The sequence below is a fragment of the Faecalibacillus sp. genome (assembly GCF_047023275.1).
In the GTDB taxonomy this organism is placed as follows: Bacteria; Bacillota_I; Bacilli_A; order Erysipelotrichales; family Coprobacillaceae; genus Faecalibacillus.
In genome coordinates this window covers 1-13,761 of sequence record NZ_JBKYAR010000040.1, presented here as the reverse complement: position 1 = coordinate 13,761, position 13,761 = coordinate 1, and the positions used below count along the sequence as shown (strand labels likewise).

At 29.8% G+C, this 13,761-nt stretch carries 14 protein-coding genes; 9 read left to right on the top strand and 5 right to left on the bottom strand.

The genetic code is table 11. From position 1 onward, the window contains the following. Window positions 1–182: 182 nt before the first annotated feature. Window positions 183–395 (bottom strand): hypothetical protein, encoded by a 213-nt coding sequence (locus ACLVEP_RS11510; RefSeq protein ID WP_412584980.1) that lies wholly within the window; start codon window positions 393–395, stop codon window positions 183–185. A 95-nt stretch (window positions 396–490) separates the two neighbouring features. Between ACLVEP_RS11510 and ACLVEP_RS11505 the strand changes: the two genes are divergently transcribed. From ACLVEP_RS11505 to hypB (ACLVEP_RS11485), 5 genes are all read left to right on the top strand, one after another. Further along, window positions 491–1,093, top strand: a complete 603-nt coding sequence (locus ACLVEP_RS11505; protein ID WP_412584978.1) for a pyridoxamine 5'-phosphate oxidase family protein — start codon at window positions 491–493, stop codon at window positions 1,091–1,093. Between the two features lie 178 nt (window positions 1,094–1,271). Further along, on the top strand, window positions 1,272–4,079 hold the full coding sequence (locus tag ACLVEP_RS11500) for an FAD-dependent oxidoreductase (RefSeq protein WP_412584977.1): 2,808 nt from the start codon (window positions 1,272–1,274) through the stop codon (window positions 4,077–4,079). A gap of 1 nt (window position 4,080) precedes the next feature. After that, entirely contained in the window at window positions 4,081–4,440 is a 360-nt protein-coding gene (locus tag ACLVEP_RS11495; protein WP_412584975.1) for a hydrogenase maturation nickel metallochaperone HypA, read from the top strand. Then, window positions 4,421–5,083, top strand: a complete 663-nt coding sequence (hypB, locus tag ACLVEP_RS11490; RefSeq protein ID WP_412584973.1) for a hydrogenase nickel incorporation protein HypB — start codon at window positions 4,421–4,423, stop codon at window positions 5,081–5,083. Before ACLVEP_RS11495 ends, hypB (ACLVEP_RS11490) begins: the two co-directional genes overlap by 20 nt. Next, entirely contained in the window at window positions 5,084–5,746 is a 663-nt protein-coding gene (hypB, locus tag ACLVEP_RS11485; protein WP_412584970.1) for a hydrogenase nickel incorporation protein HypB, read from the top strand. It abuts the gene before it with no gap. A 28-nt stretch (window positions 5,747–5,774) separates the two neighbouring features. Here the strand turns inward: hypB (ACLVEP_RS11485) and ACLVEP_RS11480 are convergent, their stop codons facing one another. Continuing rightward, entirely contained in the window at window positions 5,775–6,662 is an 888-nt protein-coding gene (locus ACLVEP_RS11480; protein ID WP_412584968.1) for a LysR family transcriptional regulator, read from the bottom strand. A gap of 126 nt (window positions 6,663–6,788) precedes the next feature. Between ACLVEP_RS11480 and ACLVEP_RS11475 the strand changes: the two genes are divergently transcribed. Both ACLVEP_RS11475 and ACLVEP_RS11470 read left to right on the top strand, forming a co-directional pair. Continuing rightward, entirely contained in the window at window positions 6,789–7,724 is a 936-nt protein-coding gene (locus ACLVEP_RS11475) for a transporter (RefSeq protein ID WP_412584966.1), read from the top strand. A 66-nt stretch (window positions 7,725–7,790) separates the two neighbouring features. After that, complete coding sequence (locus tag ACLVEP_RS11470; RefSeq protein WP_412584963.1) at window positions 7,791–9,254, top strand: family 1 glycosylhydrolase; 1,464 nt, start codon at window positions 7,791–7,793, stop codon at window positions 9,252–9,254. 42 nt (window positions 9,255–9,296) lie between these two features. Here ACLVEP_RS11470 and ACLVEP_RS11465 read toward each other — a convergent pair whose 3' ends face one another. The 3 genes from ACLVEP_RS11465 to ACLVEP_RS11455 form a co-directional block, all read right to left on the bottom strand. After that, complete coding sequence (locus tag ACLVEP_RS11465) at window positions 9,297–9,467, bottom strand: hypothetical protein (protein WP_317999464.1); 171 nt, start codon at window positions 9,465–9,467, stop codon at window positions 9,297–9,299. A 68-nt stretch (window positions 9,468–9,535) separates the two neighbouring features. Further along, window positions 9,536–10,420 carry a RhuM family protein gene (rhuM, locus tag ACLVEP_RS11460; protein ID WP_412584961.1) on the bottom strand — a complete coding sequence of 295 codons (885 nt, stop codon included), beginning with the start codon at window positions 10,418–10,420 and terminating at the stop codon, window positions 9,536–9,538. A gap of 148 nt (window positions 10,421–10,568) precedes the next feature. Beyond that, window positions 10,569–11,249 (bottom strand): GTP pyrophosphokinase family protein, encoded by a 681-nt coding sequence (locus ACLVEP_RS11455; RefSeq protein ID WP_412584960.1) that lies wholly within the window; start codon window positions 11,247–11,249, stop codon window positions 10,569–10,571. Between the two features lie 65 nt (window positions 11,250–11,314). Here ACLVEP_RS11455 and ACLVEP_RS11450 point away from each other — a divergent pair, with 65 nt between their 5' ends. Further along, window positions 11,315–11,677 carry a hypothetical protein gene (locus ACLVEP_RS11450; RefSeq protein WP_412584958.1) on the top strand — a complete coding sequence of 121 codons (363 nt, stop codon included), beginning with the start codon at window positions 11,315–11,317 and terminating at the stop codon, window positions 11,675–11,677. A gap of 63 nt (window positions 11,678–11,740) precedes the next feature. After that, a complete protein-coding gene (locus ACLVEP_RS11445) occupies window positions 11,741–13,663 on the top strand; it encodes an AAA family ATPase (protein WP_412584956.1) in 1,923 nt (640 codons plus the stop codon). The last annotated feature ends 98 nt before the right edge of the window (window positions 13,664–13,761 follow it).

The following is a 13,761-nucleotide window of genomic DNA, read 5'->3' as shown; positions in this document are numbered from 1 at the left end:
CCACCGAGATGACCACCGAGATGACCACCGAGATGACCACCGAGATGACCACCGAGATGACCACCGAAAGAGTGTCAAAACGATATCTTACGTTATTTTGTCATCATTTTAATCCAAGTGTTACTACCAAATTCAATTTCGTCTTCATAATCATCAAAGTCATTATAATAAAATAAATCGTATTATTTATTAGATGATGTATGTAGATAACCGTAAGTATAATTTTCCATATCTAATTGAAGAAATACAGTATAGTTAGAAAGATTCATTTGTTTAAGAAGTAATTGGATTTCTTCTTCATCTTTATTAGTAGATAAACAATGTATTTGATCATCTTTCAAATGAAATGGATTATTTTGATAATAGGGTTTGATTTGTATTTTTAATGTATTCATATGACACCTCAAAAATATTATAAGATATTTTTCATTTATTGAAAGTCATTTGAAAATAAAACAAAACAAAGTATAGTGTAATTGAGGTGAGTGAAATGAGACGATTTGAAAGAGAAGTAGTCGATTATAAACTAATAGAAGCTATGCTTCAAGAAATGAATATTATTAATGTGGGAATGAATGATGAAGATGGTTTTCCTTATGTTGTACCAATGAGTTTTGGGTTTGAAATGACAGATACGCATTTAAATGTGTATACACATTTTATGAAAGTAGGAAAGAAAGTTGAATTATTAAAGAAAGATCCAAGAGTATGTATTGAATTTAGTATCTTTAATGATTTTCCTGATAAGAAATATAAAGGACATTATCATGATTATCGTAGTGTGATTGCTAAAGGGAAAATGAAGATGTTAGATTATAAAGATGATCCGGAAACATGGGAAAAAGGTTATAATTTGCTTTATATATGTAATGATCGTGCTATTAAACCATTGAGTGAAAGAAAAGTTATTCCAGGTATATATATTGGGGTTATTGAATGTGATTTAAAAGATGTGACTGCAAAATCAGAGTTTCCACTTAGAAGTGTAGAAGATGTTCCATTTTTAAATGTTTATGAACAAGAAGATGATGAAGTACCATTTGATATTTCTGATATTATTGCTGATAGAAAAGCAAGAAAAGATAATAGCTAGGAGATGAAAAGTCTCCTTTTATTTTTAAGCAAAAGAAACAAAATGTCTAAATTTATGTGAAAAAATAATCATTTTTTCAACAAATGTTTTCTAAACAATACATTAATAAATTTATTAATGTATAATTAATCTATAATGTACTTTTGGCTAAAAAGAGTAGAAGGAGAAGGAAATATAAATGAGTATGAAAAAATATGAGGGGTGGAATGCTAACCATAAGCATGATAACCCTCCAAGAGAGAAAATCGTTAAATTAGGAAGAAAGATTACAGATGTTGCCGGACATATTTTCGGTGGTGTCAAAGTTGAAGATCCTGAATATTGGGGATTGGCTGAAATCGTTAGTGATGAAATGGCAGATATCGCTTTAGCAATGAAAAAGCGTACTCCTTATACATTTAAAGAAATGTGTGATTTATGTAAGGTTTTAAAAGATCAAGAAGAACATTTCCAAAAAACTTTAGATGAAATGAGTTATTTAGGATTGTTAGAATATGATTATGGTTATCATTATGACCATCATGGACGCACAGCACCACAAAGTGAAAGAAGATATATTCTACCAATGTTTGTACCTGGAAGTGCTGAATTATTTAATATGGAAGAATTACCAGATCGTTCAAATCCTCGTCTAGAAGATCATCCTGATGTCGCAGCATTTTTTGAACGTATGACTTATATCCCTCTTGCCGGTATTACACAAATGGTTCCACCTGGAGGGGCAGGAGTAGGAATGCATGTTATTCCTGTAGAAAAAGCTATTTCAATGGAAAATGAAGCTATTGATATTGAAAAGCTTTCTTACTGGTTAGAAAAATATGAAGGTAAAATTGGTGTAGGAAGATGCTCTTGTCGAGCTTCAAGAAAAGCCATTGATGATGGATGTGCTGATGATGATTTTGGTTGGTGTATTGGTGTTGGTGACTTTGCGGATTATTGTAGAGAAACAGGTAAAGGACACGATATTACTAAAGAAGAAGCATTAGCTATTTTAAAACGTGCTGAAGATAATGGTTTTGTTCATCAAATTACAAATATTGATGGAGAAAATAAGATTTTTGGTATTTGTAACTGTAATGTGGAAATTTGTAATGCCTTAAGAACATCACAATTATTTAATACTCCAAATATGTCACGTTCTGCTTATGTTGCTCATGTAGAAAAAGATAAATGTGTGGCTTGTGGAAGATGTGTGGAATATTGTCCAGCAGGAGCTGTACGTTTAGGACAAAAATTATGTAAGAAAGATGGTACAGAGGTCCAATATCCAAAACAAGAATTACCTGATGCTGTTAAATGGGGACCAGAAAAATACGATTTTAATTATCGTGATAATAATAGAATTAATACCCATGAAACAGGAACTGCTCCTTGTAAAAGTGCTTGTCCTGCACACATTGCAGTTCAAGGATATATTAAAATGGCCTCTCAAGGAAGATACAAAGATGCTTTGGCTTTAATTAAAAAACAAAATCCATTCCCAGCAGTATGTGGAGCGGTATGTAATAGAAGATGTGAAGATGCTTGTACACGTGGTAAAATTGATGAAGCTTTATCAATCGATGCCATTAAAAGATTTATTGCCAAACAAGATTTAAATGCTGATACAAGATATATTCCACCGGTTGTTATTCCAGCAAGTATTCATATGGATCATTTTGATGAAAAGATTGCGATTATTGGTGGTGGACCTGCTGGTTTAACAGCAGCTTTCTATCTTGCACAAACAGGATATCGTCCTACTGTTTTTGAAAAGAACGAACATCCAGGAGGAATGTTACGTTATGGTATTCCATCTTATAAATTAGAAAAAGATGTTCTAGATGCTGAAATAGATGTCGCAAAAGAAATGGGTGTAGAAATCAAAACAGGAATTGAAGTAGGAAAAGATGTAACAATTCAACAATTAAGAGAACAAGGGTATCAAGCTTTCTATATTGCAATTGGTTGCAGTGCAGGTAGCTTACCTGATATTAAAAATATAAATTCACAAGGTGTAATGACAGCAATTGATTATTTACATGAATCTAACTGTGGAGATACACCATTTGATGGTAAAGTCGTTGTCGTTGGTGGTGGAAATGTAGCTATCGATGCTTCTCGTGTTTCATCAAGAAATAAAGCAAGTCAAGTACATCAATTTTGTCTAGAACAAGAAGTAGATATGCCAGCTTCTAATGAAGAAATTACAGAAGCAAGAGAAGATGGTGTAACTATTCATTGTGGATGGGGACCTCAAGAAATAATTGAAACAAATGGTAAAGTAAGTGCTATTGTTTTCAAAAAATGTGTTTCCGTATTTAATGATGAAGGTAAATTTGCGCCAGTTTATGATGAAAATACAACAGTTACAGTTAATTGTGAACGTGTGATTTTTGCCATCGGTCAACGTAGTGTTTGGGGAGATTTATTAAAAGGTGAAGATGTGAAGTTTAATGGACCAGCCATTGAATTAAATAAAGTCACTTTCCAATCAAGTGTTGAAGATATCTTTGCAGGTGGAGATGTTTATACAGGACCTAAATTTGCTATTGATGCCATTGCTCAAGGAAAGATTGCTGCTGAATCATTACATCGTTATGTTCATCATGGACATATGGAAACAGGACGTAATCGTTGGGAATTTAAACCACTTGATACAGATGATATTTTAGTGGAAAGTTATGATCGAGGACCTAAACAAGTAGAAGGTATTAATTCAAAAGTAACTGATAAGTTTAAAGATAATGTTTTAGCACTTACAGAAGAACAAATCAAAAAAGAAACATCAAGATGTTTAGGTTGTGGTGCAACAATTGTTGATGCTAATAAATGTATTGGTTGTGGTATTTGTACAACAAAATGTGATTTTGATGCCATTAAATTACATCGAGATCATCCAGAATGTTCAACAATGACAGTAGCTGAAGATAAGTTTAAAGCAATTATTCCTTATCAATTAAAACGTGTAAAGAATATTATTTTAAAGAAAAAGGTAGAACATTAAAATGCATGAATTAGGTGTAACATTTTATGTTGTAAGAGATGTAAAAAAAGTTGCTGAAGAAAACAATGTTAAAAAAATAGATTATGTGACACTAGAAATTGGAGAAGTTTCTGGTGTCATTCATGATCAATTAGTAGATTGTTGGAACTGGGCAAGAAAAAAAGAAGCTGTGACAGAACATGCTAAAATCTATATTGAAACATTAGAAGCGATTACTTATTGTGAAGATTGTCATGGACAATATAGAACAATAGATTATGGCAAGACATGTCCATATTGTCATAGTAAACATACTTATTTACTCAAAGGAAATGAGTTTAATATTAAGGAGATTGGTATTTATGAAGATAGTGGAACTTAAACAAAATGTCTTTAAAGAAAATGAAATCACTGCAGATAAAATACGTGATGAATTTAAAAAACAAGGAAAATTAATGATCAATGTGATGTCTTCACCAGGATCAGGAAAAACCACAACCCTTCTTCGTACCATTGAAAGATTAAAAGATACTTGTCGTGTAGGTGTTATGGAATGTGACATTGATGCCAGTGTTGATGCACAAACCATTGAAGAAGGGGGCGCTAAAGCCATTCAACTTCATACGGGTGGAATGTGTCATATGGATGCAGCAATGACACAACAAGGTTTAAATGAGATGGGAGTAGAAGATGTTGATCTTATCTTTATTGAAAATGTGGGAAATCTTGTATGTCCAGCAGAATTTGATACCGGTGCAGGAATCAATATAACGATTTTATCAGTTCCTGAAGGGGATGATAAACCTGCAAAATATCCTCTTGTTTATACCGTATCAGATGTTGTTTTAATTAATAAAGTAGATGCTTTAGCAGTCTTTGATTTTGATAAAGAGTTGGTTGAAAAAAGAATTCATACTTTAAATCCAAAAGCACAAATCTTTTATATTTCCGCTAAAAAAGATGAAGGATTTGAATCTTGGATCAATTATTTAAAAGAAAAAATGAGAGAATGGGAGGAAAAATAGATGACCAAAGTAAGAGTTATAGAAGTCCATGAAAATGTCTTTAACGCTAACAATCTAGCAGCTGATGAACTTCGAGAAAGAATGTCAAAGAAAAAAGTAACCATGCTTAATGTGATGTCTTCACCAGGTTCTGGAAAAACAACCCTTCTTTCAGATGTCATCAATAGAATTAAAGACCAATATAAAATAGGTGTTATGGATGTTGATATTGAAACTTCTCTTGATGCACAAAAAGTAGCGGATAAAACAGGAGTCCCTTCTATTCAAATTCATAATGGAGGTTTATGTCATATTGATGCAGAAATGACAACAAAAGCAATTGATGAATTTGGGGTCGATGATTTTGATCTTCTTTTTCTAGAAAATATAGGAAATCTTGTATGTCCGGCAGAATTTGATACGGGGGCCCATAAAAATCTTATGATTTTATCGGTTCCTGAAGGAGACGATAAACCATTAAAGTATCCTTTAATGTTTAGTGTTTGTGATCTTGTTTTGATTTCTAAAATAGATACATTAGATTATTTTGATTTTGATATTGAAAAAGCAAAAGAAAATATCAAAAACTTAAATTCAAACGCAAAGATTATTTGTGTCAGCGCTAAAAGTGGTGAAGGCATGGATGAGTTTGTAGATTGGCTTAAAGGAACAATAAATAACTAAAAAGCAGTGATGAAATGAAGTCATTTCATCAACTGCTTTTTTTAATTTCTTCATTGAGTATTTCTAAAAAGACTTCAATAGCTTTAGGAAAAACTTTATATTTTTTCCAAACAAGATGACTCCTTAAAGTAAGAGGAGGATTTAAAGGTTTAAAACAAATAGGACTATCATTTGATTCATTATAAAGATGCTTTAATGTTAAAACATAACCAACATTTTCTTCACACATAAGTTTAGCGTTATAAAATAAATTATAAGTTGCTACGACATTTAAAGCTCTTTGATTACCACCAAGCCAACCACCGATACCATTTTTAACCATTTCTTGATTAGAAATAATCATTGGTTTATCTAATAAGTCTTTTGGAGAAATAGTTTCAAAATGTGCAAGCTCACTGTCTTTTTTCATTAAAATCCCCCATGTATCAAGAGTCGGTAATTTAAGATAATCATACTTTGATAAATCGGCAGGATCAGTGACAATTCCTAAATCAAAAATACCTTGATCAAGCTTTTCTTCAACATATTGAGCATTTCCACTATAAATATGAAACCTAATATCAGGATGGTGTTGTTGAGTTTTACCAATAGCTTTCATCACAATACGATTTGCTTCACTTTCGCTACAACCAAGATAAATATCACCACTAATATATTTATTAATATTCTTTAAATAAGAATCTGTACGATCTACTAAACTAATAATTTGATTTGCTTGTTCCTTAAATAATCTGCCTTCTTCTGTTAAAGATAAAGATCGGGTTGTACGATTAAATAATGTTATCTGATATTCTTCTTCTAAATCTTTTATTTGTTTAGAAAGGGCTGGTTGAGAAATATTCAATACTTTGGCTGCTTTAGAGAAACTTTGTTCTTGGGCAACAGTGATAAAGTATTTTAAGACACGTATTTCCATAAAATCACCTCAACAAAAGTATAGCATTATTTATAAATAAAAGTAATAAATATATATAATATATAAGTATTTGTAATTATAAATAAAGAACTATACAATACAATTGAAATAAAAAGGAGGATTTTTATGAACGCATTATCAACATTATTCCCTGTATTTTTTATGATTCTATTAGGTATGATTGCTCGTATTAAAGGCTTTATTAGTCCTGAACAAAAAGAAGGAGCCAATCATATTGTCTTTAATGTATTATTTCCAATACTTATTTTTAATGTTTTATTTACCGCAAAGATAGAATCATCGGCGATTCTTATCGTGCTTTATGTTTTAATTGCCTTTACACTTGCCTTGGTTTTAGGTAAATGTATTACTAAGTTTACAGGTAAAAAAGTGGGACATATATCTCCTTATTTACTGACAACATGTGAAGGAGGGAATGTTGCTTTACCTCTTTATACTTCTATTGTAGCAGTTGCTTATGCCAGTAATACAGTTATTTTTGATATTGCTGGAACAGTGATTGCCTTTATTATAATTCCTGTTTTAGTTGCAAAACAAACCTCAGGTAATACCAGTACTAAAGAATTATTAAAGACGATTTTTACGAATTCTTTTGTAATTGCAGTGATGTTGGGATTAGTTTTAAATCTTTTGGGTGTCTATGATATGTTAAGTCAAACAGCTTTTATTGACGTTTATACAAATACAATTCAACAAGCAACAGCTCCTATTGTTAGTCTTATTTTATTGATTATTGGTTATAACTTAAAAATCAATAAAGATACCTTAGGATCATTATTAAAACTTGTAGGAGTAAGAATTGCCTTCTATATCCTTGTTATTGTAGGATTCTTTGTCTTCTTCCCACATTTAATGGCAGATAAGATCTATATGATGGCTGTTCTCATTTATTTTATGTGTCCAACTGGATTTGCAATGCCAATGTTGATCTCACCACTTAATAAAAGTGAAGAAGATGAAGACTTTACAGCTGCTTTCATTTCATTATTTATGGTAATTACACTGATTGTTTATATATGTGTGGTTTTATTTATTGCATAGAATGAAAAATTAATACATAAGTCATAAAAATATTTTATAATAAAGATAATTTAAGGAGGAAGATCAATGAAATTTAGTAAAGATTTTTATTGGGGTGGCGCAGTTGCTGCCAATCAATGTGAAGGTGCTTGGAACGTAGATGGAAGAGGAATGGCACGTACAGATGTAACAACTGGTGGAACTGTTAATACACCACGTATGGTTACTTTTATTGATAAAGATGGTCATAAACAAAAATTACCTAACCATGGATTTAAATTACCAGAAGGAGCTCATTTTGCAGTATTCGATGATGAACTTTATCCAAACCATGATGGTATTGATTTCTATCATCATTATAAAGAAGACATTGCTTTACTTAAAAAAATGGGATTTAAGATGTTTAGATTATCAATCTCTTGGTCAAGAATTTATCCAACAGGTGAAGAAGATAAACCAAATCAAGCAGGTTTAGATTTCTATCGTAATGTATTTACAGAACTTAGAAATGCAGGTATTGAACCACTTGTATCTATTTGGCATTTTGATACACCACTTGCTTTAGAAGAAAAATATGGAGATTGGTTAGATCGTAAATATATTGCCCTTTATGAAAAATACGTAACAACAATCTTTAATGAATACAAAGGACTTGTTAAATACTGGTTAACATTCAATGAAATCAATAATACAATCAATTTCTTACCAGATGATGCTAGTGATGAAGCTTATCAAGAAGCTTATCAACATTTACATTATCAATTTGTCGCAAGTGCAAGAGCAGTACAAATTGGACATGAAATTGATCCTGAAAATAAAATTGGATGTATGATTTGTGGTATTACTTATTATCCATTAACATCTGATCCAGAAGATATCTTATTCAATCGTTCTAAATGGGAAAAAGGAATCTTCTATTGTGGAGATGTTCAATGTAAAGGTAAATATCCAACATTTACAAAACGTTTATGGAAAGAACATAATGTTCAATTAGATATCACTGAACAAGATTTAGAAGAACTTAAAAAAGGTACAGTAGATATGTATACTTTCTCTTATTACATGTCTCAAGCTGTTACTACTCATAAAAATGATGATACAGTAAGTGGAAATATGTCATTTGGTGTACGTAATCCATACTTAGAATATTCTGATTGGGGATGGGCACTTGATCCTAAAGGATTAAGATATTATCTTGAAATGATTTATGATCGTTATGAAAAACCATTAATGGTTGTAGAAAATGGTTTAGGTGCTTATGATACTGTAGAAGAAGATGGAAGTATTCATGATAATTATCGTATTGAATACTATCGTGCACATATTGAAGAAATGGCTAAAGCTATTGAAAATGGTGTAGATCTTATTGGTTATACAACTTGGGGATGTATCGACTTAGTTTCTGCAGGTACTGGAGAAATGAGAAAACGTTATGGTTTCATTTATGTTGATAAACATGATGATGGAACTGGAACAATGGCAAGAAGTAAAAAAGATTCTTTCTATTGGTATAAAAAAGTCATTGCTTCTCAAGGTGAAGATTTAGACTAATATTCTAATTATAAAATAACCTCTGCCTATATATGACAGAGGTTATTTTTTCGATAGTTGTTCATTTCTATTTTGAATGGTATCATTTAATTTTGCTAATTGAAAATAAATAAGTGCTAATAGAATAATAATCATTCCAAAAATCCAATTAGCATAAAATGTAAAACATCCCACTACGATTGAAACGACTGTTATAAAATATGGAATAATCATTGAAGCTCTCTTTTTTTTGTTTATATCTACATTATAACATGTCCATAAATGAAAGGATATGTATCTATTTACTTAAGAATTGTTTTAATCAACTGCATCATAATTTCTTTATCTTCAGGCCTTGAACTCGCTACTAAGATTGTAAGTGTTGCAAGGGCATCGTTATTAATTCTTTCCATGCCATTTTTATAAAGAGCGTTATTCATGTTTAAAAAGTATAAAAAGATGGTTGCTCCAATTCTTTTATTGCCATCAATAAAACTATGATTTTTAACAATAAAATAAAGTAAAGCACTGGCTTTATCTTCTAAAGTTGGATATAAATCAACATCTCCAAAACTTTGATAAATCGTTGAAATACTGCTTCTAAAAGAATCATCTTTTTCAATAGAAAATAAATCCCCTTTATTATCAAACATAGTATTATGTATAAGCTTCATACATTCATCATAGTGGAGAACATAGGTATCTTTTTGACCTTGAGGAACTTCTAATTGATGATGATCATAATCATCAAGAATCTTAAATCCTCTTTGATAAGCTTTCAAAAAATCAGTATCTTGGAAATGACAATCATTAACAACATATCCTTTTATGAGATATTTCTTTAATATACCATTAGCCCATTTTCTAAAAAGTACACCTCTTTTAGATTTAACGCGATATCCTATGCTTATAATCATATCTAAATTATAATATTCAATATCGCGGGTTACTTGTCTATCACCTTCTTTTTTAACTGTCGCAAATTTTGCGACAGTTGAAGAATCTAGTTCTTCTTTTAGTGCATTGTTGATATGTTTCCCTATTGTTTTAATATCTCTATCAAATAATAGAGATAATTGTTCACGATTCAACCACACTGTTTCACCATTAGAAGAAACATTGACATCTAATACAAAATTATCATCTTTGAACTGCACAACTTCATTTTTTTCAATCAAATCAATCATAAAAATACCATCCTTTCCTTTTGTTTCTTTAAACGATTGTAACATGGTATTTTTAGGTTGTCATTAGACAGATTGTCCAGTGGTATTAAGCATTATAAAAAACACTACGAGATGTAGTGTTTTAAGATAAATTTTTAACTATTATGTTTTAGATTTTATGATGACCGAAGACTTCGTTATGTATATCTTCCATTTCATAATCAATATCAGTAATACTTTTAGCACAATCAGATAAACGCTTACGAATATCATCAGAAATTTCTTTATCGTTTTTATAACGTAAATGATGTTCCAATGTTGCCCAAAAGTCCATTGCAATAGTACGAATTTGTATTTCTACAGGAACCATCTTTTTTTCATTTGCTAGGTAAACAGGAACTTCTACGACAAGATGTAAACTACGATAACCATTTTCTTTAGGGTTTTTAATATAGTCTTTGATTTTTAATAAGTGAATATCATCTTGTCTTAAAAGCAAATCAGACATACGATAAATATCTTTAATATAATGACAAATAACACGTACACCTGCAATATCTTCGATATTTCCTTTGATTGAAGAAACATCTATAGGAAGATTTCTTCTTTTCATTTTTTCAACAACACTATGTGGTGATTTTAAACGCCATTCCATATGATGAATAGGATTATGATCAAAACGATGATGAAACTCATCATCTAAGATTTCTAATTTTGTTCTTACTTCTTTAATACCTGCCAGATACATTTGTTCAACATTGACATATTCATGATAAAAATCTAAATGATCTTTCGCAAAGAAAAAATCATTCATTTCACTATTAATTTCTTTTTGCATTATATGACTCATAAAAAAATACACTCCTTATGTTTATTTTTATTATAAATGAACATAATGAACTTGAGGTGAAGTTTATGAAAAAAATCATTATTTTTCTTTTAATTATAATGAATCTAACAAGTGTTTATGCAGTCAATGAAACTCCAAGATATAAAATCATTGGAGCATCTTATCAACAAGAAGATATAGAAGAAATGTACAAAGTAAAAGATCAGTTAATTTTAAGTTATAAAAAATGGGTCAAGGGTGTTGATGATGTTTATCAGGTTTTAGCAGATCATCAAGATGATTTTAATGCGAAGTATTATAATGGACTTTATACGATTGTATTAGGAGAAGGTAAGGGTAAATCTTTAGAAGGAAAGTTACAAGTTTCTTATTGTACATCAAGTAAAGAAATTAAAAAGAAATCATGGTTGATTCAGATGTTTTCTTAATAGTGTGTACTAATAATTATTAAGTTTGTACATACTATTATAAGGAAAGAGGTGAAGCCATTGTTGAAAGAGTTTGATGAACAAGCACAGAAGGCAATTGTAGTAGCAGAAAGTTTATCTTTTGATTTTGGTCATCAAAATGTTGGAAGTGAACATTTATTGCTTTCATTATTGAAGATTCATGATAATCAATTAAAAAGATTATTACAAAAATATAATGTAACTGATGAAGTTGTAGAAGAAGATATAAAAAGGTTGTTTGGCACAAATGATGATCAACCTTTTTATATGGAATATAGTCAAAGTGTGAAAAGGATATTAGAAAGAAGTATTGAATATGCTCAAGATAAAAATCAAGATCAGGTGACTTTGAATATTTTAATTATTTCTTTATTAAAAGAAAAAGAATCTGTGGCTTATGAAATATTACAAAAATATCATGTGGATGTAGAAGAAATTATTTATTTATTACAAGAAAAATCAGCTTTTGAAACACCATTGGATCAAATACCAACACTTGTAAATATCAATAAAAAAGTAAAAACTAAAAAGTATAAAATAGTAGGTAGAGAAAATGAAATAGATCAGGTATGTACTATTTTATCTAAAAAAGAAAAAAATAATGTTTTAATTATTGGTGAAGCAGGTGTTGGTAAGTCAGCGTTAGTTGAAAAGCTTGCAATGATGATCAATCAAGGAAAAGTTGTTGATTCTTTAAAGAATAAGATTATTTATGAGCTTTCTTTATCTTCGCTTGTTGCGGGGACAAAATACCGTGGTGAATTTGAAGAGAAGTTTAAAAAGATTATTGATAAGGTAAAAGATTTGGATAATGTGATTATTTTTATTGATGAAATTCATAATGTTATTGGAGCAGGTGGTGCTGAAGGGGCGATTGATGCATCTAATATTTTAAAGCCGTATCTTGCTAGAAAAGATATGACGGTTATTGGAGCAACGACTATTGATGAATATTACAAACATTTTGAAAAAGATCATGCTATGAATAGAAGATTTTCTATTGTTACTTTAAAAGAAAATACGAAAGAGGAAACGTTAGAAATATTAAAAGGGATAAAAGGTTATTATGAAAGTTATCATCAAATTAAAATAGAGAATACACTTTTAAAAGAATTGATAGAATTAGTTGATTGTCATATAAAAAATAGAACATATCCTGATAAAGCTATTGATATTTTAGATTTATCATGTGTTAAAGCAAAATTCTATCATGAAAAAGAACTTACAAAGAATAGAGTTATTGAAACAATTGAAAAGTATTTAAATATTACAATTCATCATCAAATGGATTATCAAAAATTAGAAAAACAATTAAATAAAACTATTTTAGGTCAAGAAAAAGCAATCCATCAAATTGTTGAAACATTTCAACATAAACAATTACCTGTCTCCTTTTTTATTTATGGACCAACAAGCTGTGGTAAAACAACAACTGCAAAATCTTTAGCGAAATACCTTAATTATCATTATTTAAAATTAGATATGAATCAATATCAAGAAAGTCATTCTCTTTATAAACTTCTAGAAACATATCATGAAAAACCAAGTCTTCTTTTATCAACTTTGCAAAGTTATCCACATACTGTTTTATTAATAGATCATATTGATCAAGCATGTGAAGAAATTATTCATTTGTTTTCACAAATTTTAGATGATGGCTATTATGAAGATCAAGCTAAAAGAAAAATCAGTTTTGAAAATGTTATTTTTATAATGAGTCAAACATGTCTTTCACGTTGTTGTATGGGATTTAAAAAGAATAGACAGACTAAATATTTAAAGCATGAATTGTTTGATAAGGTTGATCAAATCATTGAATATCAAGCTTTATCAAAAGAAATTGTAGAAAAGATTATTCATTTACATGAACATATTTCTCTTGAAAAAATACACAATTTATTAAAAGAAGAACATGTTCCTATTAATCTATCTAAAATGATGAAACAAATTAAACAAATGTCCTAAATAAGGGCATTTTTTGTATTTTATTTACACTGATTTTTATAAAATAACTTAATTAACCATCTGACACATGTGCATAGTATGGTTCGGATAAATTGAGT

What these genes read in the sequence shown, in the direction of transcription:
- ACLVEP_RS11510 (WP_412584980.1), bottom strand. Translation starts at nt 395, where the DNA reads ATGAATACATTAAAAATACAAATCAAACCCTATTATCAAAATAATCCA.
- ACLVEP_RS11505 (WP_412584978.1), top strand. Translation starts at nt 491, where the DNA reads ATGAGACGATTTGAAAGAGAAGTAGTCGATTATAAACTAATAGAAGCT.
- ACLVEP_RS11500 (WP_412584977.1), top strand. Translation starts at nt 1,272, where the DNA reads ATGAGTATGAAAAAATATGAGGGGTGGAATGCTAACCATAAGCATGAT.
- ACLVEP_RS11495 (WP_412584975.1), top strand. Translation starts at nt 4,081, where the DNA reads ATGCATGAATTAGGTGTAACATTTTATGTTGTAAGAGATGTAAAAAAA.
- hypB (WP_412584973.1), top strand. Translation starts at nt 4,421, where the DNA reads ATGAAGATAGTGGAACTTAAACAAAATGTCTTTAAAGAAAATGAAATC.
- hypB (WP_412584970.1), top strand. Translation starts at nt 5,084, where the DNA reads ATGACCAAAGTAAGAGTTATAGAAGTCCATGAAAATGTCTTTAACGCT.
- ACLVEP_RS11480 (WP_412584968.1), bottom strand. Translation starts at nt 6,662, where the DNA reads ATGGAAATACGTGTCTTAAAATACTTTATCACTGTTGCCCAAGAACAA.
- ACLVEP_RS11475 (WP_412584966.1), top strand. Translation starts at nt 6,789, where the DNA reads ATGAACGCATTATCAACATTATTCCCTGTATTTTTTATGATTCTATTA.
- ACLVEP_RS11470 (WP_412584963.1), top strand. Translation starts at nt 7,791, where the DNA reads ATGAAATTTAGTAAAGATTTTTATTGGGGTGGCGCAGTTGCTGCCAAT.
- ACLVEP_RS11465 (WP_317999464.1), bottom strand. Translation starts at nt 9,467, where the DNA reads ATGATTATTCCATATTTTATAACAGTCGTTTCAATCGTAGTGGGATGT.
- rhuM (WP_412584961.1), bottom strand. Translation starts at nt 10,420, where the DNA reads ATGATTGATTTGATTGAAAAAAATGAAGTTGTGCAGTTCAAAGATGAT.
- ACLVEP_RS11455 (WP_412584960.1), bottom strand. Translation starts at nt 11,249, where the DNA reads ATGAGTCATATAATGCAAAAAGAAATTAATAGTGAAATGAATGATTTT.
- ACLVEP_RS11450 (WP_412584958.1), top strand. Translation starts at nt 11,315, where the DNA reads ATGAAAAAAATCATTATTTTTCTTTTAATTATAATGAATCTAACAAGT.